20 protein-coding genes are annotated in these 21,630 nt (G+C 71.9%); 7 read left to right on the top strand and 13 right to left on the bottom strand.

The features are described from left to right. Positions 1–101: 101 nt before the first annotated feature. Positions 102–1,133, bottom strand: coding sequence for a LacI family DNA-binding transcriptional regulator (locus HB370_RS30240; protein ID WP_030777592.1), 1,032 nt, complete (start codon positions 1,131–1,133; stop codon positions 102–104). Further along, positions 1,130–3,580, bottom strand: coding sequence for a glycoside hydrolase family 2 protein (locus tag HB370_RS30235; protein ID WP_030777590.1), 2,451 nt, complete (start codon positions 3,578–3,580; stop codon positions 1,130–1,132). The genes HB370_RS30240 and HB370_RS30235 overlap by 4 nt, the downstream gene beginning before the upstream one ends. A gap of 267 nt (positions 3,581–3,847) precedes the next feature. On the opposite strand from HB370_RS30235, the gene HB370_RS30230 reads away from it, so the two are divergent. The 3 genes from HB370_RS30230 to HB370_RS30220 are packed head-to-tail and all read left to right on the top strand — an operon-like array spanning position 3,848 to position 7,020. Continuing rightward, complete coding sequence (locus HB370_RS30230; RefSeq protein WP_030777588.1) at positions 3,848–5,182, top strand: ABC transporter substrate-binding protein; 1,335 nt, start codon at positions 3,848–3,850, stop codon at positions 5,180–5,182. A gap of 39 nt (positions 5,183–5,221) precedes the next feature. Continuing rightward, a complete protein-coding gene (locus tag HB370_RS30225) occupies positions 5,222–6,181 on the top strand; it encodes a sugar ABC transporter permease (RefSeq protein WP_030777586.1) in 960 nt (319 codons plus the stop codon). Then, positions 6,178–7,020, top strand: coding sequence for a carbohydrate ABC transporter permease (locus HB370_RS30220; protein ID WP_030777584.1), 843 nt, complete (start codon positions 6,178–6,180; stop codon positions 7,018–7,020). Before HB370_RS30225 ends, HB370_RS30220 begins: the two co-directional genes overlap by 4 nt. Positions 7,021–7,042: 22 nt before the next feature. Here HB370_RS30220 and HB370_RS30215 read toward each other — a convergent pair whose 3' ends face one another. From HB370_RS30215 to HB370_RS30195, 5 genes are all read right to left on the bottom strand, one after another. Continuing rightward, a complete protein-coding gene (locus HB370_RS30215) occupies positions 7,043–7,933 on the bottom strand; it encodes a UTP--glucose-1-phosphate uridylyltransferase (protein ID WP_030777581.1) in 891 nt (296 codons plus the stop codon). Beyond that, a complete protein-coding gene (locus HB370_RS30210) occupies positions 7,930–9,162 on the bottom strand; it encodes a VCBS repeat-containing protein (RefSeq protein ID WP_030777579.1) in 1,233 nt (410 codons plus the stop codon). The genes HB370_RS30215 and HB370_RS30210 overlap by 4 nt, the downstream gene beginning before the upstream one ends. A gap of 99 nt (positions 9,163–9,261) precedes the next feature. Then, positions 9,262–9,984: a hypothetical protein gene (locus HB370_RS30205; RefSeq protein WP_030777577.1), complete on the bottom strand. Its 723-nt coding sequence runs from the start codon at positions 9,982–9,984 to the stop codon at positions 9,262–9,264. 54 nt (positions 9,985–10,038) lie between these two features. Beyond that, positions 10,039–11,229 carry a UDP-N-acetylglucosamine 2-epimerase (non-hydrolyzing) gene (gene wecB, locus HB370_RS30200; protein ID WP_051815370.1) on the bottom strand — a complete coding sequence of 397 codons (1,191 nt, stop codon included), beginning with the start codon at positions 11,227–11,229 and terminating at the stop codon, positions 10,039–10,041. Positions 11,230–11,474: 245 nt separating this feature from the next. Then, complete coding sequence (locus tag HB370_RS30195; protein WP_030777574.1) at positions 11,475–12,263, bottom strand: SDR family oxidoreductase; 789 nt, start codon at positions 12,261–12,263, stop codon at positions 11,475–11,477. A 145-nt stretch (positions 12,264–12,408) separates the two neighbouring features. Between HB370_RS30195 and HB370_RS30190 the strand changes: the two genes are divergently transcribed. Next, complete coding sequence (locus HB370_RS30190; protein ID WP_030777573.1) at positions 12,409–13,194, top strand: SDR family oxidoreductase; 786 nt, start codon at positions 12,409–12,411, stop codon at positions 13,192–13,194. A gap of 115 nt (positions 13,195–13,309) precedes the next feature. On the opposite strand, the gene HB370_RS30185 is transcribed toward HB370_RS30190, so the two are convergent. Together HB370_RS30185 and HB370_RS30180 are read right to left on the bottom strand one after the other, a co-directional pair. Next, complete coding sequence (locus tag HB370_RS30185; RefSeq protein ID WP_030777572.1) at positions 13,310–14,482, bottom strand: acyltransferase; 1,173 nt, start codon at positions 14,480–14,482, stop codon at positions 13,310–13,312. Positions 14,483–14,705: 223 nt separating this feature from the next. Further along, a complete protein-coding gene (locus HB370_RS30180; protein WP_030777571.1) occupies positions 14,706–15,155 on the bottom strand; it encodes a MarR family transcriptional regulator in 450 nt (149 codons plus the stop codon). Positions 15,156–15,276: 121 nt separating this feature from the next. On the opposite strand from HB370_RS30180, the gene HB370_RS30175 reads away from it, so the two are divergent. Further along, positions 15,277–16,482 carry an MFS transporter gene (locus HB370_RS30175; RefSeq protein WP_030777570.1) on the top strand — a complete coding sequence of 402 codons (1,206 nt, stop codon included), beginning with the start codon at positions 15,277–15,279 and terminating at the stop codon, positions 16,480–16,482. A 152-nt stretch (positions 16,483–16,634) separates the two neighbouring features. After that, complete coding sequence (locus tag HB370_RS30170) at positions 16,635–17,486, top strand: alpha/beta hydrolase (RefSeq protein ID WP_063766408.1); 852 nt, start codon at positions 16,635–16,637, stop codon at positions 17,484–17,486. 16 nt (positions 17,487–17,502) lie between these two features. Here HB370_RS30170 and HB370_RS30165 read toward each other — a convergent pair whose 3' ends face one another. Then, positions 17,503–18,501 (bottom strand): ParB/RepB/Spo0J family partition protein, encoded by a 999-nt coding sequence (locus HB370_RS30165; RefSeq protein ID WP_037700620.1) that lies wholly within the window; start codon positions 18,499–18,501, stop codon positions 17,503–17,505. A 367-nt stretch (positions 18,502–18,868) separates the two neighbouring features. On the opposite strand from HB370_RS30165, the gene HB370_RS30160 reads away from it, so the two are divergent. After that, positions 18,869–19,606 (top strand): IclR family transcriptional regulator, encoded by a 738-nt coding sequence (locus HB370_RS30160; RefSeq protein WP_051815361.1) that lies wholly within the window; start codon positions 18,869–18,871, stop codon positions 19,604–19,606. Between the two features lie 37 nt (positions 19,607–19,643). On the opposite strand, the gene HB370_RS30155 is transcribed toward HB370_RS30160, so the two are convergent. Genes HB370_RS30155 through HB370_RS30145 form a run of 3 tightly spaced genes read right to left on the bottom strand, consistent with a single transcriptional unit; the run spans position 19,644 to position 21,441 of the window. Beyond that, on the bottom strand, positions 19,644–20,042 hold the full coding sequence (locus tag HB370_RS30155; protein WP_051815359.1) for a hypothetical protein: 399 nt from the start codon (positions 20,040–20,042) through the stop codon (positions 19,644–19,646). 48 nt (positions 20,043–20,090) lie between these two features. Then, positions 20,091–20,765, bottom strand: coding sequence for a hypothetical protein (locus HB370_RS30150; RefSeq protein ID WP_244405681.1), 675 nt, complete (start codon positions 20,763–20,765; stop codon positions 20,091–20,093). Then, a complete protein-coding gene (locus HB370_RS30145) occupies positions 20,722–21,441 on the bottom strand; it encodes a DUF2071 domain-containing protein (protein WP_030777564.1) in 720 nt (239 codons plus the stop codon). Before HB370_RS30145 ends, HB370_RS30150 begins: the two co-directional genes overlap by 44 nt. Between the last annotated feature and the right edge of the window lie 189 nt (positions 21,442–21,630).

The following is a 21,630-nucleotide window of genomic DNA, read 5'->3' as shown; positions in this document are numbered from 1 at the left end:
CGCGCCCACTCCACCCCGCCCGGCCCCGGCCCCGGACCACGAGCCCGCCACCGGTCCGCCACCCCACGGCCGTTCCCCAGGGCGGCCGGTCCGGCCTCGGTCTACGCGCCCGGCGCCGGTGCCGTGGACCCGCGTGGGGTCAGGGACGGGGTCGGAACCTGGTGGCCGCCGGTGTCCACGCCGTTGACCACGTCGAAGAGCACGCGCGCCACCTCGGCGCCGAAGTGGTGCACGTCGTGGCTCATGGCCGACAGGGTCGGATGGGTGATCCGGCACAGCTGGGAGTCGTCCCACGCCAGCAGCGACAGGTCGTCGGGGACGGTGAAGCCCATCTCCGCGGCGACACCCGCCCCGGCGACCGCCATGATGTCGTTGTCGTAGACGATCGCGGTCGGCCGGTCGGCGGCGAGCAGCAGGGTGCGGGTGGCCCGGGCGCCCTCCTTCTCGTCGAAACCGGTGGCGATCTGCCGCGCCTCCTCCAGGCCCAGTTCCCGGACGGTGTCGGCGAAGGCACGGGTCCGGATGGCGCTGTGTCCCAGGTCGGCCGGGCCGCCGACCCGGGCGACGCGCCGGTGGCCCAGGGCCGCCAGATAGCGGACGGCCTCGGCGACCGCCGACGCGTCGTCCGTCCACACCGCCGGGAACGTGCCGGTGAGGCGGGGGTGGCCGACGGCGACCGCCGGCATGCCGAGCCGCCGCAGGGCGGGCACCCGGGGGTCGTCCTCGCGGAAGTCCACCAGGATCGCGCCGGCGATCATCCGGCCGCGCCACCACTCCTGGTAGAGCGCGATCTCCTCGTCCAGGTCCCGCACCAGCCGCAGCAGCAGGGAGCAGGACCGCTCCGCGAGGACGCTCTCGATGCCCGAGATGAAGTCCATGTAGAACGGCTCCAGGCCGAGCAGCCGGGCGGGCCGGCACAGGGCCAGCCCGACGATGTCGACCCGTTTGCTGGACAGGCTGCGCGCCGTGGAGCTGGGGGCCCAGCCCAGTTCCCGGGCCGCCGCGAAGATCCGTTCCCGGGTGGCCTCGGAGACGCCGGGCTTGTGGTTGAAGGCGAGCGAGACGGCGCCCTTGGACACCCCGGCCCGCGCCGCGACGTCCTTGATGGTGACGCGTTCCCCGGTCCCGCTCACCCGAGGTCCACGCAGAACAGGGCGGCCTCGACGGCGTCCACGGTGACCGGGCCGCAGCCCTCGACCCGGATACGTGTGCGCTCCCCGGGCAGGAGGGTCTGCCGGCCGCGGTCGCAGACGGCGTCCGGGCCCAGCCGGTCGGGCTGGAGCAGAAGGTCTCTGACGAGGGTCTGGGCGCTCACCACGACGTCGACTTTATCCCCCGGTCCGGGCACGGGCTCCAGGGTGACGTCGTAGCGGGGGGTGGGGTAGGCGAAGTCCTTGTCGGGGACGGGGAAGTGCAGTGCGCGCAGTCCTTCCCCGCTCCCGGCCCCGCCCGGGCGGGGGGCCTCCTCGGCGTCCGCGACCAGGAACTCCCTGCCGGTCCGCGGGTCCGGTACGAGGTGCTCGGGGACCGGGATCCGGGCGACGGAGCGGGGCTGCGCGGCCGGCTCGACCACGGCTTCGGCGAGCGTGGTGCCGTCGGCGTCGACGCGTCGCAGGGTCACCGCCGGCCGCCAGGGCGTGGCGGCCTGGTTGACCGCGGCGAGCACCAAGCCGTCGGGGTCCGGGCCGTCGGGGTCCGGGCACAGGGTGAGCAGCCGGTCGGCGTAGACGCGGCGCAGCTCGTGGTAGAGCGGCTTGGGGCGGCCGTCGCCGTCGATGGCGGCCCAGGAGGTCACCGGCCAGCAGTCGTTGAGCTGCCAGACGACCGTGCCGGCGCACACCGGCCAGTGGGAGCGCCAGTGTTCGATGCCCGCGGCGACGGCGCGGGCCTGTACGAGCTGGGTCAGGTAGTGCCAGCGGTCGAAGTCGTCCTCGGGCAGCGGGAAGTGGCGGGCGACGCCGCGGTTCAGCTTGCCGTTGCCGTCCTCGGCCTTCTGGTGGTGGAGCATGCCCGGGGAGTCGGGCGCGAGGACCTCGCCGGGCAGCGCGCGGCGCAGGGTGGCCAGGGCGGGCGGTGCCTGCCAGCCGAACTCGGCGACGAAGCGGGGCACGCTCGCCCGGTACTCGGCGTAGTCCTGGCGGTTCCACACCTCCCAGGAGTGGTGGGTGCCGTGGGCGGGGTCGTTGGGGTGGTGGTCCCAGGAGCCGGACCAGGGGCTGCCCGCGGTGTAGGGGCGGCTGGGGTCGAGTTCGGCGACGACACGGGGCAGCAGGCCCAGGTAGTAGCCCTCGCCCCAGGAGTCGCCGGCGAGCGGGCCCTCCCAGTCCCAGTCGCGGAAGCCCCACAGGTTCTCGTTGTTGCCGTTCCACAGCACCAGCGAGGGGTGCGGCATCAGCCGGACAACGTTGTCGCGCGCCTCGGCCTCGATCTCCCCGCGCAGCGGCTGTTCCTCCGGGTAGGCGGCGCAGGCGAAGAGGAAGTCCTGCCAGACCATCAGGCCCAGCTCGTCGCAGGCGTCGTAGAACGCCTCGTCCTCGTAGATGCCGCCGCCCCACACCCGGACCAGGTCGACTCCCGCGTCCGCGGCCTGGGTGAGGCGGGTGCGGTAGCGCTCGGGGGTGATCCGGGAGGGGAAGGCGTCGTCGGGGATCCAGTTGACGCCCCGCGCGAAGACCCGTACGCCGTTGACGACCAGGGTGAAGCCGGTGCCGTGGGCGTCGGCGGAGCGGTCCAGCTCGATCGTGCGGAAGCCGATCCGGCGGTGCCAGGTGTCGAGCGGGCCGCTGTCGTCGCTCAGGGTGAGTTCGAGGTCGTACAGGGGCTGTTCGCCGTATCCGCGCGGCCACCACAGGCGCGGGTCGGGGACGTCCAGGCTCAGGACCGTCTCGTCGCCGGTGAGTTCGGCCTCGGTCCGGACGCCGGCCGCCTCCGCCGTGACGCGCAGGCGCCGGTCCCGTCCCCGCTCGGTGCGCTCGACGCGCAGCCGTACCTCGACGCGGCCGGTGCCCTCGGCCACGGTGACCTGGGGCCGCACCTCGGCCAGGCGGGCGGTGGACCAGTGCTCCAGCCGGACCGGCCGCCAGATGCCCGCGGTCACCAGGGTGGGCCCCCAGTCCCAGCCGAAGGCGCACGCCATCTTGCGGATGTACTGGAAGGGTTCGGGATAGACGTTGGGCCGCTCCCCCGTCAGCGCGCGGACGGCCGCCGCCTCGTCGTAGGCGGAGGCGAAGCGGATCTCCAGTTCGCCGGTGCGTCCGGTGACGTCGAAGCGGTAGGTGCGGTGCATGTTGCGCGTGGTGCCGAGGGGGCGGCCCGCGAGGGTGAGGTACGCGGCCGTGTCGAGGCCGTCGAAGACGAGGTCGGTGCGCTCGTGGCCGCTGTCGTGGCCGAGCCGGCGGACGTAGGTCCAGGCGCGGCGGCCCACCCAGGCGACGTCCGTCTCGTTGCGGGCGACGAAGGGGTCCGGAATGGCGCCGGCGGCGAGGAGATCGGTGTGGACGCAACCGGGCACCCGGGCTTCCAGCAGCTCCTCCCCGTGGCGCAGGCTCCAGCCCTCGGTGAGCTGGGTGACGTCCTTCATGGTGCGGCTCCTATCGCCTGACTCAGGCCGGTCGACGGACAACGGCGCACAACCTAACGTGCGGACAGCAGACTGTCTATAAACCGGTCTAGCGACGTAACTGTCATGAGCTGCAACGGAATCCGCAGGCCAGTGGATCGGACGTCGACCAACGGTAACGATTGCGCATCACGCTGGAAATCGGAGCTTTACCGGTTCACCAGTGGCTGACATAGTGCCGACATCCCACTCGCAGAGCTGAGCCGCAATCCTGGAGGAGCTGGGCACATGGGGAAGAACACGACGTTCGCGGGGCGTCGGTGGCGCGGTGGACTGCTGGCCGCCGCGGTGCTGACCGTCGCGGGATGCAGCGGCGGGGGCGCGGTCTCCGGCGAGACGGCGAAGGCACCGGCCGACCCGGCCGACGCCTCGGGCACGATCAAGGTCCTCACCCACCGCACCGACCTCGTCCAGAACGGGACGATGGCCCGGTACGCCGAGGAGTTCACCAAGGTCTACCCCAAGGTGAAGGTGAAGTTCGAGGCCCTCACCGACTACGAGGGCGAGGTCAAGATCCGGATGAACACCGACGACTACGGTGACGTCCTGATGATCCCGGCCGCCGTGGCCAAGAACGACTACCCGAAGTTCTTCGCCCCCCTCGGCACCGCCGCCGAACTGGGCGGCACCTACCGGTTCAGCGACAAGACCGAGGTCGGCGGCAAGGTCTACGGCATCGCCCAGTTCGGCACGGCCAACGGCTTCGTCTACAACAAGGCCGTCTGGAAGAAGGCCGGCATCACCGGCTGGCCGGCCACCCCGGGCGAGTTCCTGGCCGACCTGAAGGCCGTCGAGGCGAAGACGGACGCCCTGCCGTACTACACGAACTTCAAGGACGGCTGGCCGCTGACCGCCTGGAGCAACAGCATCGGCTCCGTCACCTGCGACGCCGAGGCGAACGACAAGCTCGCCGGCGCCGTCTCGCCCTGGCGCGAGGGCGGCGAACTGCACACGATCGACTCCCTGCTCCACGACATCGTCAAGGACGGCCTGTCGGAGAAGGACCCCAACACCACCAACTGGGAGGCGTCCAAGGGTCTGATCGCACGGGGCAAGGTCGCCACCATGCAGCTCGGCTCCTGGGCCATCACCCAGATGCGCGACGCGGCGAAGAAGGCCGGCGGCGACCCGGACGACATCGGCTTCATGCCCTTCCCCGTGCGGAAGGACGGCAAGTACTGCGCCGTCCTCGCCTCCGACTACCAGCAGGCCGTCAACGCCCACTCCGCGCACAAGGCGGCGGCACGCGCCTGGATCGACTGGTTCACCCAGAAGTCCGGTTACGCGGCCGCGGAAGGCGCCGTCCCGGCCCTGAAGTCCGCCGCGATGCCCGGCACGCTGAAGGACTTTGTTGACAACGATGTCACCTTCGTGGAGCGCTCCGAGGCGAAGACCGGTGAGGTCAACGCGATCGACAACGCGGCCGAGATCGGGCTGAACAAGCCCGACTACCGCCAGAAGCTGGTCGACCTCGCCCGCGGTGCGCAGCACGGCAGCCTCGACGACTACTTCACGGACCTGGACAAGCGGTGGAACGAGGCGGCCCGGACCGCCGGTTCCTGAACCGCGCCGGGTCCGCGCCCGCGACGACGGAAGGCCGAGATGACCGAGACGACCCGTACGGCACCCGCCAAGGTGCCCCGCGCCACCGCAGTTCCGGGCGGGGCGCCCCCGCCGGGCGGCGGCCGCCGGGGCGGCCGGGTGCTGCGCCGGCTGACCCCCTGGCTGTTCCTGGCCGTTCCCCTGGCCCTGCTGGTGACGTTCACCTATGTGCCGGTCGGGAACATGATCTACTACAGCTTCACCGACTGGGACGGCGTCAGTCCCGACCGCCGCTTCACCGGCGTCGACAACTACGAGCAGATCCTCACCCGGCCCGAGCTGTTCCGGGTGTTCTTCGTCAGCTTCTACTACCTCGCCGCCTCGGCCGTGCAGATCGTGATCGCCCTGTACTTCGCGACCGTGCTCAGCTTCGACCTGCGCTTCCGGAACCTCTTCAAGGGGATCCTGTTCTTCCCCTACCTGATCAACGGTGTGGCGATCGGCTTCGTCTTCCTGTACTTCTTCCAGGACGGCGGCACGCTCGACTCGGTGCTGTCCTGGTTCGGCGCCGGCTCCGACCACGCCTGGCTCGGCGATCCCGAGTCGGCCAACACCTCCCTGGCCGGGGTGTCCGTGTGGCGGTTCACCGGGCTGAACTTCGTGCTGTTCCTCGGCGCGATCCAGTCCATCCCGGGGGAACTGTACGAGGCCGCCCAGCTCGACGGGGCCTCGCGCTGGCAGCAGTTCCGGCACATCATCGCGCCGAGCATCCGGCCGGTGGTCAGCCTGAGCGTCATCCTGGCCGTCTCCGGCTCGCTGTCGGTGTTCGAGATCCCGTACATCATGACCGGCGGCGCGACCGGCACGACGACGTTCGTCATCCAGACGGTCAAGCTCGCCTTCCAGTTCAACAAGACCGGGCTGGCCTCGGCCGCCGCCGTCGTCCTGCTCCTGATCATCCTGCTGATCACCTGGATCCAGCGCCGCCTCGTGCCCGACGAGAAGGTGGACCTCGTATGACCACGCCCCTGCCCGCCCGCCGCCGGATCGGCCCCGCGCTGACCTATCTGTCGCTGATCGTCGCCTCGCTGGTGGTGCTGATCCCGCTCGCCGTCGTCTTCCTGACCTCCCTGAAGACCTCCGAGGAGGTCGCGGACGGCGGTGCGCTGTCGCTGCCGGGCGACTGGCTGAACTTCGGCAATTACGTGACGGCGTTCAACGACGGCAAGATGCTGTCCGCCTTCGTCAACACGGCCGTCATCCTGCTGTTCTCCATCACCGGCACGGTGCTCATCGGGTCGATGACCGCGTACGCCATCGACCGTTTCCGCTTCCGGCTGAAGAAGCCGGTGATGGCGCTGTTCCTGATCGCAACCCTGGTGCCCGGGGTCACCACCCAGGTGGCGACCTTCCAAGTGGTCAACAGCTTCGGGCTGTTCAACACCATCTGGGCGCCCGTCCTGCTCTACATGGGCACGGACATCGTCTCGATCTACATCTTCCTGCAGTTCATCCGCGGCATCCCGGTGTCGCTGGACGAGGCGGCGCGGCTGGACGGGGCCAACTCCCTCACCATCTACTGGAAGATCATCCTGCCCCTGCTGAAACCGGCGATCGCCACGGTCGTCATCATCAAGGGGATCACCGTGTACAACGACTTCTACATCCCCTTCCTGTACATGCCGTCCGAGGACCTCGGCACCATCTCCACGGCCCTGTTCCGCTTCAAGGGCCCGTTCGGCGCGCACTGGGAGAACATCTCGGCCGGCACGATCCTCGTCATCGTGCCGACCCTCGTCGTCTTCCTGTTCCTCCAGCGCTACATCTACAACGGCTTCGCACAGGGCGCGACCAAGTGATTCAGGGCGGGGGGCGGCGGGTTCAGAGTTCGTTGGCGACGTACTTGCGCAGCCAGTCGCGGAAGTCCGGGCCCAGGTCCTCGCGTTCGCAGGCGAGCCGGACCACGGCGCGCAGATAGGCGCCGCGGTCCCCGGTGTCGTAGCGGCGGCCGCGGAAGACCACGCCGTGGACGGGGCCGCCGGGTGCCGTGCCGGAGGCCAGTGCCCGCAGGGCGTCGGTGAGCTGGATCTCGCCGCCCGTCCCGGCGGGGGTGGTGCGCAGGACGTCGAAGATCTCCGGCGACAGGACGTAGCGCCCGATCACCGCGAGGTTGGACGGCGCCGTCCCCGGAGCCGGTTTCTCCACCAGCCCGGTGATCCGGGGCACGTCGGGGCTGCTCCCGGGGGCCGGCGAGGCGCAGCCGTAGCGGCCGATGTCCTCGTCGGGGACCTCCATCAGGGCCACCACGCAACCGCCGTACCGCTCCCGCACGTCGAGCATGGTGCCGAGGAGGGGGTCCCGGGGGTCGATGAGGTCGTCGCCGAGCAGGACCGCGAACGGCTCGTCGCCGACATGGTCCGCCGCGCACAGCACGGCGTGGCCGAGGCCGAGCGGATCGCCCTGCCGGACGTAGTGCACGGTGGCGAGGTCGTCCGAGGCCGTGACGGCGGCCAGCCGCCGCTCGTCACCCTTGCGCCGGAGCGCGGTGACCAGTTCGTGGTTGCGGTCGAAGTGGTCCTCCAGGGCCCGCTTGTTCCGTCCGGTGATCATCAGGACGTCGTCCAACCCGGCGCCGGCGGCCTCCTCGACGACGTACTGAATGGCGGGTGTGTCCACGACCGGCAGCATCTCCTTGGGAGTCGCCTTGGTCGCGGGGAGGAAACGGGTGCCGAGGCCGGCCGCCGGGATGACGGCCTTGCGGACGCGGCTCATCGGTCCTCCCCGGTGCGGTTGCGGTGCAGCACGATTTTGGCGTCCTTGGCCACGTAGTAGTTGTCGACGGCGTAGGAGATGGTGGCGAAGTCGATGCGGCCCTCGCCGTCGAAGTCGCCGAGGGCGATCCGGGCCACGGACTCGTCGGCGACCCGCCACTTGGTCCACACCCCGGCCCGGGCGTCGAGGGCCTTGTAGTAGAAGACTCCCTGCCAGGGCCAGGGGCCGCGCAGGGCCACCAGGAACTCGTCGTCGCCGTCGCCGTCGAAGTCGGCGCAGACGATCTGGTGTCCCGGGCCTTCCCCGTTCTCGTTGGGGTCCCCGAACACGTCGAGGATCGTACGGGTCCAGGTCGGGGCGGAGCCGGGCTCGGGCCGCTTGGTGTAGACGGCGACGGTGTTGCCGTGGAAGGGCTCGACCGCGGCGACGTAGGCCAGGGGGTCGTCGCCCAGGCGTCCGGCGTTCAGGTCGCCGCTGCCGCGGAAGCCGGTCCGCTCGAACTGGCCGCGCTCCCCGGTGCCGATCAGGACCCGTTCCCACTGCGCGCGTTCCTCGTCCCAGTACAGCCAGGTGACGCCCTCGTCGGAGGCCAGCAGAAGGCTGTCGCGGTCGCTGCCGGGGATGAGGCCCTTCTTCTTCTCCGCCCCGTGGATCATGCGGAAGTGCTGGTCGTCGATGACGGTCATGGGCCACTCGGCGGCGCTGTGCACGTCGTCGGGCTGGGTGAACATCACCACCGGGAGGACGGCGTGGACGTCCTCCACCGCCACGATGGGCAACCCGATGATCTCCAGGCGCTCGCTCTGCGTGAAGTAGCCGGCGCGCAGCCGGTGCATGCCCACGGCCCGCCCCACGTAATGCCGCTTCCAGCGCGAGGGGTCCTTGTCCGGCTGCCCCGGGTTCTCCAGCCAGCTGATCTTCCCGCCCTCCGGGTCGGGGTCCACGATGGTGCCGACAGGGCCGTACAGCTCGTGGCACACGATGATGTCAGCGACGCCGTTGCCGCTGATGTCGGCGAAGTCGGCGCCCACCGGCATGTGGATCCCGTCGGCGGCCAGCCGGCGCTCCCAGGTCCCGTCGTTGCGGTACCAGTAGATCTCGCCCAGGCGCAGGCCGTAGCCGAACAGGTCGACGCGGCCGTCGCCGTCGAGGTCGGTGGCCTCCAGCCAGTAGCCGTCCCGCAACTGGTCGGCGACGGTCTCGGAGTCGAAACGGGGGATGCGCACCATCGGGCGGTCCGTGGGGTCTGTCACGGCGTCACTCTCCTGGAGGTTGCTTGCGGTGGTGGTTCCTCGGGATCGGTGGATCGGGATCGTGCGGGCGGAGGGTCAGCAGGGGTGGTACTCCAGGGCCAGCCAGACGCAGTCGGTGTCCGACCAGTAGCGGTGCCAGGGGTAGTGCCAGGCTCCGGTGGAGTCGTGGGCGCAGAACGGCGCGTGGGTCGCGCCCGGCTCCAGGGCGAGGTCCTGGTAGCGGGTGGCGGCGTCCTGGGCGTGGAACTTCTGCATGCGTCCGCGCCCCGCGATCTGGGTGTGGACCTCCAGGAAGTCGTGCTTGCGGTGGATATGGCAGTCGGTGCCCGCCGGCGCGTACCAGAGATTGGCCTTCAGGCGCAGCGGGACGGCGGTGCGGGCCGCGCTCGGGATGCCCAGCCGCTCCGGCGGGAGCGTCACGGTGCCGACCTGTTCCACGGGCGAGCGCCACAGGGGGGTGTGCGCGGGGAAGGGGGCGCCCTCGCCGGCGCCGGCGGCCAGCGACGGGTCGTCGCCGATGCGCAGCCATCCTTCCCGGGTGCCGAGGTCCGCCAGGTCCTCCTGGTCCCAGCCGGTGAACAGCAGCAGCGGGCCGGGATGGCGCAGCGTCACCCGGTTCAGCACGGCCGACCGCAGGGCGGGGACCAGGGAGGGCCGGTCGGTGCCCAGGTCGAGCGGGAGGGCCGTGGGGTTCACGACCAGGGTCTCCTCGCGCAGGGGTATCTCGTCGCCGGGCGCGGTGAGCCGGGCGCGCAGCGTACGGGTGGAGAAAGCGAGCACCGTCTCGGTGAGTGCCATGGGTGTCCTTCGTCGGTGGCTGTGGTCCCTGTCCGGGGGGCGGCGCGGGTCGGGTCAGCCGGCGAGCTGGGCCACGCCGGCCGGGAAGTGCCCGGTCACCAGGGACGATTCGGGGGCGAAGAGGGAGGGCGCCGGGCCGAGGCCGAAGTAGTGGGCGAGCGCTCCGACGGTGCGCTCGGCCGCGTAGCCGTCGCCGTACGGATTGACCGCGCGGGCCATGGCGGTGTAGGCGGCGCTGTCGTCCAGCAGGGAGGCGGCGGCCTCGACGATGCCCTCCGTGGTCTTGCCCACGAGCCGGGCCGCTCCCGTCTCGATGGTCTCCACCCGCTCGGTGACGTCGGCCAGCACCAGGGTGGGGGTGCCGAGCGCCGGGCCCTCTTCCTGGGCGCCGCTGCTGTCCGAGATGATCATGTCGGCGCGGTCGAGCAGCCGGCAGAAGGAGAGGTAGGGCAGGGGGTCGGTGACGGTGATGTCCGGGTGGCCGGCGACCACGGGCAGGATCGCCTCGCGTACGGCCGGGTTGCGGTGCAGCGGGATGACGACGCGCGCGTCACCGCGGTCGGCGAGCCGGCGCCAGGCGCGGGCGATGTCGCTCAGCTGGGGCCAGGCGTCCCGGCGGTGGGCGGAGGCCAGGATGACCCTGCGGCTCTCCTGTTCCAGGTCCTCGAGTTCGGGGCGTCCCCAGTCGGCCGCGTGCCGGGCGCCCCACTGGAGGGCGTCGATGACGGTGTTGCCGGTGACCACGATGTCGCGGGCGGGGACGCCCTCCTTCAGCAGGTGGTCGCGGTTGCCCCAGGTCGGTGCCAGGTGCAGGTCGGCGACGCGGGCGACGAGCCGGCGGTTGCCCTCCTCGGGGAAGGGCGAGGACAGTGTGCCGCTGCGCAGTCCGGCCTCGACGTGCACCACGGGTATGCGGTGGTGGAAGGCGGCCAGTGCGCCCGCCAGGGTGGTAGCGGTGTCCCCGTGGACGAGGACGGCGTCCGGGCGTTGTTCCGGCAGGTAGGTGTCGAGGCTCTCCAGGATGCGCGCGGTCGTTCCGGAGAGGGTCTGGCGTTCCCTCATCACCGCCATGTCGTGGTCCACCGACAGACCGAAGGCGGCGAGGGTCTCGTGCAGCATCTCGCGGTGCTGGCCGGTGGAGATGACGGCCGGCTCAAAGCGCGGATCGCGCTGTAACAGGCGGATCACCGGAGCGAACTTGATGGCCTCCGGACGGGTGCCCATGACAAGGGCGACTCTCTTCACGGCGGAACAGCTCCTCGAATCTTCGCCGCCGGGGCACCGTGGAAGCGGGTGCCCCAGCGCGTGGTCGTGCGGCCACTCTGTCGCACGGGGACGAGTCCGGGACGACGGCGCGGTCACTCACCGCAGCTCAGCTGTCGCTCACCGGGTTCAAACTGACCGTAGCCTAGATCCCGCATCACCGAAAGGATCAAGGTTTATCCGAATGCAAATCGCACCCAGCAGAATTCATGGGGACGAGACACTCGTCACACGGTCGGGGTGACGCCCCCGTCCACGACGATCTCGGCCCCGGAGACGAACGCCGACGCGTCGGAGGCCAGGTGCACGGCCGCCGCGGCGACCTCCTCCGGCCGGCCGAGCCGGCCCGCCGGGATGCCGTTCAGCTCGACGTACCGCTTCAGCGCGGTCTCCCGGTCGGTGCCGAACTCCTCGGCGAGCGCGTCGGCGAGGCCCCCCGGACGGTCGTAGACGGCCGTGCGGATGAAACCGGGAGAGATCACGTTGGAGCGCACGCCCCGCGGCGTGAACTCCCTGGCCAGCGCCTTCGACAGCATGAGGACCCCGGCCTTCACCACGCTGTAGTCCGGCAGCCTGGGGTTGGGCATGCGGGCCGCCTCCGAGGCGGTGTGCAGCAGCACACCGCTGCCCCGCTCCAGCATGTGGGGCAGCACGGCGCGGGCCATCCGGACGTATCCCAGCAGGTTCAGCTCCAGGACGTCCCGCCACGCGTCGTCCTCGACGCCGAGAAAGCCCCCCGGCCGGACCGTCGCCACTCCCGCGTTGTTGTGCAGGACGTCGACGCGCCCGAAGCGGTCGAGCGCGGCCTGGGCGAGCCGCCGGGCCCCGTAGGGGTCGCGCAGATCGGCCTCGACCGGCAGCACCCTGTCGTCGCCCAGTGCCGCGAGCGGTCCGGGATCGAGGTCACCCCCCACCACGTACGCCCCTTCGTCCAGGAATGCGCGGGCCGTGGCGAAACCGATTCCGCCGCCCGCGCCGGTGATGAGAACGACCTTTCCCGCGAGATTGTGTTGCACGGCTTCCTCTCTCTTCCGGTGTTTTCCGGTGCCTGACGAGTGTGTGCGGGACGAGTGTTTCTCGCACACCCCGGTTCTTGTCCAGTGCGGGTTAGAGTCGCACAGCGAATTTCACCGAACCCTCTGCAGAAGGAGGACGCACGCCATGCATATCGATCTCTCGGGCCGCATCGCGCTGGTCACCGGTTCCACTGCCGGAATCGGGCTCGCCGTCGCCAGGGGTCTCCACGCCGCCGGTGCGGAAGTGGTGCTCAACGGCCGGACCGAGGAGCGCCTGGACAAGGCTGTCGGCGAGTTCGGCTCCGCCGAGCGGGTGCACAAGGTGGCCGCCGACGTGGGCACCGCGGCGGGGTGCCGCGCACTGGTGGAGGCATTTCCGACCGTGGATATTCTGGTGAACAATGCCGGAATCTTCGCCCCTCAGCCGATTTTTGAAATCCCGGACGAGGAGTGGCAGCGCTTCTTCGACGTGAATGTGATGAGCGGTATCCGGCTGTCCCGGCACTATGTGCCGAAGATGGTGGAGCGCGGCTGGGGAAGGACCGTCTTCGTCTCCAGCGAATCCGCCGTCCAGGTGCCGCCGGAGATGGTCCACTACGGCATGACGAAAACCGCTCAGCTGACCGTGGCCCGGGGTCTGGCCGAGGCGGTCGGCGGCACCGGCGTCACGGTGAACAGCGTGCTGCCCGGACCGACCCTCAGCGAGGGGGTCGAGAAGTTCGTGCGGGAGCTGGTGGGCGATGCCGCGGGTTCGCCGGAGGAGGCGAGCCGCCTGTTCATCGAGAAGGAGCGGCCCACCTCGCTGCTCGGCCGTCTCGCCTCCTCCGAGGAGGTGGCGAACCTGGTGGTGTACCTGTGCTCCGAGCAGGCGTCGGCGACCACAGGTTCGGCCCTCCGGGTGGACGGCGGCGTGCTGCGCGGCGTGCTGTGACGCGCCGCGCGGTGCTCCGGGCCGCGCCCCGCGGGGCGCGGTGAGGGGGCGTTCACGGGACCGGCAGAAGGGCGGGGAGACGAAACTCCCCGCCCTTCGCCGTGTCCGCCCGCGCTCAGACCCGCTGGGTGACGGGCCGAGGGGCGCCCGGGGCGGGTCCGGAGGCAGGTGTGTCCTCGCGCTTGCGCGGCCTGCCCGCCCAGCGGCGCATCACCGGGCGCTCCACCGCGGCGTAGAGCAGCCAGCCCAGCAGCTGGGCGACGACGAAGGCCACCGCGAGGACGGCGAGCGCCACGGGGGTGGCGAACCGCCGGCCGTCCAGCAGGTCCTGCACGGCGAGGAGCACCAGGTAATGCACCAGGTAGAAGGCGAACGACACCTCGCCGAGCAGGGTCATGGCCCGGCCCCGCAGACCGGTCGGGCGTCCGGTGACGTCCGCGGCGGCCACCGCCGTCACGAGCAGGGCGAGCGGCACGGCCAGGGTGACGTTCAGGCCGTACTGCCAGGGCACGGCCAGGGCCAGGGCGTAGCCGGCGCCGGTCAGGGCCAGTGCCGGAGCGATGCCGAGGCCGATCCACCGGCCCTCCCGCAGGATCCGGGCCATGAGCATGCCGAGGACGAACTCGAACAGGCGCAGCGGCGGGATGTTGTAGGCGAGCCACCACTGCGTCTCGGACAGGGGCCACTCCGTGAGCCGCGGGGTGGCGGGTACGAGCGTGTCGATGACGATCTGGGTGAGCAGCAGGCCGGCGAAGGTGACGGCGAACCATGCCCAGAGCCGGCCGCTCCGCAGGTTCTTGACCCAGCGCCACAGCAGCGGGAAGAGGAGGTAGAAGAGCAGTTCGCTGCAGAGCGACCAGCTGGGCTGGTTGACGCTCACGAAGGTGTCCAGGCGGGGTATCCAGGAGTGGACGAGGAAGAGGTTCGGCAGCCACACCGACACTCCCCCGACGGTCGAGGAGAACAGCAGGAGCGTCAGGGCCCAGGTGACGACGTGGTTGGGATAGATCTTCAGCAGCCGGCGCCGGTAGAAGGGGCCGAGCCGCTCGCCCGGCCGTGCCGACCACGCCAGTACGAAGCCGCTGAGGATGAAGAAGAAGGACACCCCCGCCCAGCCGGCCTTGCCGAACAGCAGGCCGTAGCCGTCGGCGAAGTCCCGGTCGGCGAACGGGTCCACCATCTTGGTGAGCGAGGTGTGGAAGCAGAAGACGAGCGCTGCGGCGTAGAACCGCAGGCCGGTGAGCGAGGGCAGTTTCTGCCTGGTCCCGCTGGGTTGCCGGTCGGGCACGGTCACTCCTTTCGGCGGCACGGCGCGGCGCGCCTGACCGCCCGGTGGGGAGGGGGAAGTTCGTCTGCGGGGCGGGAGTCGTCAACGGCCTCTACCGGCCCCGGAGTTCGTCGGCCTTGGACGATAGTGGCTGCTCAGGTGGGCGGCCACGCGCCGCGGGTATCGCGAGTTGGACAGAGGGGTGTTCAACCGCTGATCGCTTCAGTTGCACACCCCGCCGGGGTCATCGCGCGGGTTCGCCCGTCTCGGTCAAGGAGCCGAGCAGGGCGGCCAGTTCGCCGATGAGCGGCGACTCCTCCAGTGCCCGGCAGAGCGCGGCGTCGTGTGCCGGTTTCGCCGTGGCCAGCAGGTCCCGCCCCGCGGCGGTCAGTTCGGTGGAGACCCCGCGCCGGTCCGTCGTGCACAGCACCCGGGCCAGCAGGCCGCGCGCCTCCAGCCGGTTGACCATGCGGGTGGCGGCGCTGTCGCTGAGCGCGGCCACCCGGGCCAGCTGTTTCATGCGCAGGTGCCAGCCGTCCTGCCGGGCCAGCGCCTCCAGCACGGTGTACTCCACCACCGACAGACCGTGCGGACGCAGCACGCCCTCCAGGGTCCGTTCCAGATCGCAGTGGAGTGCGGCGAGGGTGCGCCAGCCGCGCACGCGGACTTCCGAGGAGTCGTCGGGGATGTACATGGGCGCCTCCCGGGATTCTCTATGAGCAATGCGTGTGCACGCTATCCGCTTGCGCCCATAGCTGGCGTCCGCAACTGTTGTGCACGCTTGTTATGAGCGTCTGCACAAAGGAAGGACACCCATGCCCCTCGCGTTGCTGGCCCTGGCGATCAGCGCCTTCGGTATCGGCACGACCGAGTTCGTCACCAACGGCCTGCTGCCCGAAGTCGCCGCGGACTTCGACGTCTCCATCCCGACCGCGGGTCTGCTGACCTCCGGCTACGCGCTGGGCGTGGTCGTGGGAGCGCCCGTACTGACCGCGGCCACCACCCGGGTACGCCGCAAGCACCTGCTCGTCGGCCTGATGCTGCTCTTCATCGCGGGCAACCTGGTCGCGGCGGTCGCGCCCACCTACGGCCTGCTGATGACCGGCCGGGTGCTGTCGGCCCTGTGCCACGGCGCCTTCTTCGGCGTCGGATCCGTCGTCGCGGCGGGCCTGGTGGCCCCCGACAAGAAGGCCGGCGCGATCTCGCTGATGTTCACCGGCCTCACCCTCGCCAATGTACTGGGCATGCCGATGGGCACCGTACTCGGCCAGCACTTCGGCTGGCGGGCCGCGTTCTGGGGTGTCGTGGTGCTGGGGCTGATCGGCCTGCTCGGCATCATGACCCTGGTGCCGAGCGAACCGGTCGCCGAGGAGAGCAACCTGCGCGCGGAACTGGCGGCCTTCCGCAAGCCACAGGTCTGGCTGGCGCTCGCCGTCACCGCGATCGGCTTCAGCGGCCTGCTGGCCTCCTTCACCTATGTCACGCCCATGATGACGGACGTGGCCGGGTTCTCCGAGTCCAGCATCACCTGGCTGCTCGCGCTGTACGGCCTGGGGCTGGTGGCCGGCAACTACCTGGGCGGCAAGGCCGCCGACCGCGCCCTGACCGCGACCATCTTCACCCTGCTGATCGCGCTCGCCGCCGTCCTGCTGCTCTTCACCGCGACCGCGCACAACAAGGTGACCGCCGTCATCACCCTGTTCGTGCTCGGCGGCGTCGGGTTCGGCACCATTCCGCCGCTCCAGACCCGGGTCATGCAACTGGCCGGCGGACCGGCGACGCTGGTGTCCGCGGCGAACATCGCGGCCTTCAACCTGGGCGCGGCGGTGGGTGCCTGGCTCGGCGGTGTGACCATCGACGCGGGCCTGGGCTACACCTCCCCGAACTGGGTGGGCGCCGTCATCACCACCGTCGGCATCCTGCTGGCCGTCGTCTCCGTGGGCATGGAACGCCGGGGCCGGCGGGACACCACGCCCGCGTCGCCGGCCGCGCCGGTCACCACCTCCGCGTCCGGCGGCTGACCGCCTCACGCACCCTCACCCCCCTACGGGACCCGTCCGGCAGACGGCGTCCCGACCGCCCGCCCCTCTGCGGCCCCGCGCCGTCGGCGCGGGGCCGCCTTCCGCCGGCCTCCCGTCCGGCGGCCCGACTTCTTCCCCGACAAGGAGCACCAGTGCCCCGAGTACGCACCGAACTGTCGTCCGGCCCGAGCGTGGTGGAGTACCTGCGCACGGGTTCCGGCGAGGGCGTGGTCCTGGTCCACGGCACCGGGGCCACCCCGGAGGGCAACTTCGGCCACCTGATCGACACGCTGCGCCCCCGCCACACGGTGGTGGCCCCCTTCCTGTCCGGCGCGGGCACGACCACGGACACCGGGGCGCCGCTGACGGTCGGGGACCTCGCCCGCCAGGTGATCGCCGCCGCCGACGACGCCCGCCTGACGCGGTTCCACCTGGTGGGGCACTCGCTCGGGGCCTGTGTGGCAGCGGCGGTGGCAGCCCTGTCCGGCGACCGCGTCCGCTCGCTGGTGCTGCACGCGGGATGGGCGACGAGCGACACCAGGATGACGGCCCAGTTCGCCCTGTGGCGGCGACTGCTGGCGGCGGACACCGAGCTGCTGGCCCGCATGGTCCTGCTGACCGCCTTCCGGGCCACGGCCCCGCACTTCCGGGACGCGGCGGCGTTCGAGCGCGAGGTCGCGGGCTTCGCCGCGATGTTCCGGCCGGAGGGCACGGCCCGGCAGCTGCTGCTCGACGAGGAGGTCGACATCGCGGGGCTGCTGCCCCGGGTCACGGCGCCCTCGCTCGTCATCGCGGGCACCGACGACACGGTCGTCCCGCCGTACCACCAGGAACGGATGGCCGCACTCATCCCCGACGCCCGGCTGACGCACGTGGCCGCCGGACACGCCTTCCCCTTCGAGTCGCCGGAGTGGTTCGCCGGGCTGGTGACCGAGTTCATCGCCGGCCGGGGTCCGCAGCGGACGGCGCGCCCGCCCCTGGCGGACCCCGCGCTGCCGTCCTGACCCCGCGGACGCGCCGTCAGGACGCACGCGAGACCTCGTCCGGGCCGGTGACCGCCACCTCGGACTCCAGCCGGTCGGCGAACCTGCGCAGCGAGTCGGCGTAGGCGCGGGCGGCGGCGGACAGCAGCGGGGCGCAGTGGCCCGGGACGCCGTGCAGGATTCGCTGCTGCTGGGTCGCCAGGGGCACTTGGGGCTCCAGCATGCGCAGCAGGAACCGGCCCACCTCGGTGAACCGCAGGGACGGGTCCTGGCGCAGCGCGCGGAGGGCGGCCTGGAAGTCGGGGTGTCCGGCGGGGACGTCGTCCGGCCGCTTCCGCGGCTCGGTGCTCCGCAGGGGCGCGGGGGCCGCCACCGACGCCGGCCGCCGGCCGCGCTGGCGTGCCGGTACCGGGTCCTCGCCCCGGCTCAGCCGGGCGCGGACGTCCCGTACCGTCCCGGGGGACACACCGGCCTGCCCGGCGATGGTCCGCAGCGAGGCGTCCGGCTGTTCACGCAGCAGCCGGGCCGCGAGTTCCCTGCCGCGGCGCGGATCGACGGGGCGGGCGCGGTCGTCGCGGCCCACCCGCACCGCGGGGCGGTCCCCGGCCGGGGACCGTGTGCCGCGCAGGTCGGCCACCACGCGGGCCGACAGTCCCGCGACCGCGGCGATGCGGCGGTCGGACCAGGCGGGCCGGGACTCCAGGATGCGCAGGGCGGCCGTACGGCGCTCCGCGAGTGACAGCGGAAGCCCGTGCGCGGTGTTGGCGTGGACGGCGTAGACGAAGGCCTCGTCCGGTCCGCCGTCGAAGTAGCGGACGGCGATGGTCCGGTCGCCCCTGCGCAGGGCGGCCTCCAGGCGGTGCAGACCGTCGATGACCCGGCCGGTCGCCGCGTGCACGACGACCGGCGGGTAGGGGTCGTCCAGGGCGGCCAGCGTCTCCACGTGGTCGGGGTCGAGGCGGCGTCTCGGGGAGGCGGCCGGGCGGAGGCGGCCGACCGCCACCTGCTCGACGCGGCCGCCGAGTCCGCGTCTCACCTCCGCGGCGACGGACGATGCCGGCTCGGCCCCGTGTGGAGCCGGTCCGGCCTCGTATAAGGAGATCCTCCCCGCCGAGGAGACCTTCTCCGCGTCGGCAGTGTGCACACTTCCCCCCTTGTGCTCGGCCCCGCCGGACGGCGGCGCGACACCCGGCCTCGCCGATCGCGGCCTCGCGGCCGACGCGCTCCGGCACGGCCGGTGAGCCGCCGCTGTCGTTTTTGGCATAGCGAGGGCGTAAACCAAATATTTCCGGTATGTTGAACCGCAGCTCACATTCGGCATGCTCAATTCCGCATTGCGCTACAACGCTAGCACGTTGCCCCTCATGTGGGACGGTGCCCAATCACGAAGAGGAAGATTCGGCATGGTGGAAACCGACTCCACACGCCCGCATCGCGTGCAGTCCGTGGCCCGCGCCTTCGCCCTGCTGGAAGCCGTCGGCTCCGCCGCCGAGGGGGTCCGCCTGAGCGACGCGGCCGAGTCCGTCGGCCTGTCCCGCAGTACCGCCCACAACCTGCTGTCCACGCTCGAGTCGCTCGGGTACGTGACACAGCGTTCCTCGGCGGGGCGGTACATCCTCACGGAACGCCTGACCGAACTCGCCCGCGGCTCCGTCGGCAGCGACGACGCATTGCGCGACGCCATCCATCCGGTGCTCGACAAGCTGGCCTCGATCAGCACCGAGACCTGTTACCTCGCCGTCCCCGCACTGCGGGACTACGTCTACATCGACACCGTGGAGTCCTCCCAGCCGCTCAAGCTGGCGGTACCCGTCGGCGGGCACGACCCCTTCTTCGGCACCGCCATCGGGCACGTCCTGCTGGCCTTCCGGCCAGCCACCGCCGAGCGCCTCTCCCGTGAGCAGCCGGAGGAGTGGGCCCGCTGGAAGGAGCACGTCGCCGCCGTCCACGACCTCGGCTACGCCCTCGACGTGGAGGACTACCAGCCCGGACTGTGCTGCGCCGCGGTGCCGGTACGCCGGCACGGCCGGGTGGTGGCCGCCCTCGGAGTGTCCGGCCCGGCGTCCCGGTTGCCGCAGGACCGTCTGCGCGAGCTGGCGATCACCGCGTCCCACCTCCTGACGACGGAGGGCATCGGCTGACCCATGGCACCCGGCGGCGCCACCGCGTCTACTGCGTCTACTGCGCCGCCCCCGCCCGCGCGGCGGGCCGGGCGGGCGTGCGCAGCCAGGCGGTGATCCAGCCCGTCTGCATCACGGCGTCGAGGAGGTACGTCGGGCGGATGCGTCCCCGGGGCACGTAGACGACATCGACGGCCAGCAGGGTCAGCGCCGTGCCCAGGCCGATGCGGCGGGCGTGGGCCGGCCCGTCGGGACCGGCCGCCGCCGCCAGCTGGGCGAGGCCGGAGGAGACCAGCAGCCCGCCCGTCGTCATCTGGAGCCACACATCGGTCTTCGGCCCGAAGACCCACTCGAAGCTGCGCAGGTGCACCAGCGGCCACAGCCCGCCCACCACGTTGAAGGCGCCGTGCGCCACCGCCACACCCCGCCCGGGCTGCCGGTCCGGCGTCCTGGTCATGTGAGCCTCCCTCCACGGGGGTGAGGCGGGTACCCCGGCCGGCGCCGCTCACCCGGCCCCGAGCCTCACGGTCGTGATGACCCGGGTGAGCGACGGCCGGCTCGGCACCGAACCGAAACCGAAGCGGACGGGCGGGTCGACCGGGGCGAGGGCGCCGAGGTCGGTGTCGTCGAGGGACGCGGCGAGCGCGCGGACCGCGCGCAGGTCCCGGGCGCCGTACCACTCGCGGCGGCCCGCCCCGGCGCTGCCCCGGGTGCGGACGCCGGGCAGCAGCAGCCGGGCCGGGCCGTCGGTGAGCGCGCTCCACGCGGGACGGCGGGCGAGCGCGGCGGGTACGGCCCGCAGCAGCACGCCCAGCGGCCGGCGCCGCCCGGTGACGAAGCGCAGCCGCAGCGGGCCCGCGGCGACGGTCCAGACGCCGTCCGCCACGCCGATCCGCACCGGCACGACGCGTACGGTGTCGAAGACGTAGGTGCCGGCGATGAACTGCGCCGTCTCCCGCGTGGGCGCGAGCAGCAGCCGTTCGCCGTCCGGCCGCTCCAGCATCACATCGCTGAACGGGCCGAACGGCGACCGCTGCCAGTGGCCGAGCACGACGCGGGTGCCGGAGGTCGTGCCCAGGCCCGCGATCCAGCCCTCGAAGCGGAGCGTCTGCCGGCGCCGGGGGGCTCCCCCGGGCTCAGGGTGTCCGCGCGCAGGGTACCGAGACGCCCATCCGCACATGCCTGACTCCGTCCGAGAAGTGCACGAGCGGCTCGCCGGTGGGGGCCGGCAGACCCGCCTCGGCGGTCAGGGTCTCCTCCAGTTCCCCGACGGTGGCGCCGGCCAGCGGCCAGGGCTCGTGTTCCACGGGCGTCTCCCACAACAGGCCGAGCCGCCGGGTGTACGCCCGCCAGCGCGAGGTCAGCCAGACGTCCCGCTCGGTGGGCCGCTCGATGGGGGCACCGGGGCGCACGACCAGCCGGTACGAGGCGCGACCCGGGCGCCTGCGGCCCAGGTAGCGGACGCTCTCCCCGCTCCGGGTGACCTCCAGGACACCGGGGTGGTACGGCGCGCCGATCACCCGCGCCGCGAGCATGACCGGGCAGGCGACCTCCAGGGAGAGGAACCACAGCCCGTCCCGGCCGTCCGGGTGCCGGACGTAGGTCCGCAGGTTGGTCTCCGCGAAGGTGGGCAGGCCGGGCAGCCGGGCGGGCACACCGGCCGGGCGTACGTCCGTCATCACGAACGGGGTGAACCCCACCCAGGCGCTGCCCTCGTACTCCTCCACCTCCAAGGGCTCGGGCACCAGCCCCCGCACCGCCCGGACCGGATACGCCCAGTGGACGAACGTCGGCGTCATCCAGCCCGCACACAGCGCGGGCAGCCGCACCCGCTGTTCCGCTCCGTACGCCGCCACGCGGCACGGGTGCCCTGACCGGCGCGGCGGAAACGGAAGGGGGCGGCGCGAACAGCCCAGTGACGCGCACGAACGGAGGAAGCCTCCGGCCGTCCGGGCGTGGGCGGTGGCCGGGCGGGTGGCGTGGCCGAAGCATGAGCGGTGTGCCCCGGCGCTCGCATGCGGTGCGGCGACGGGGGCACCTCCCGC

Origin of the sequence: Streptomyces sp. DSM 40868 (assembly GCF_011820545.1) — a bacterium.
Taxonomy (GTDB): domain Bacteria; phylum Actinomycetota; class Actinomycetes; order Streptomycetales; family Streptomycetaceae; genus Streptomyces; species Streptomyces eurythermus.
This window is presented reverse-complemented; position numbering and strand designations above follow the sequence as displayed.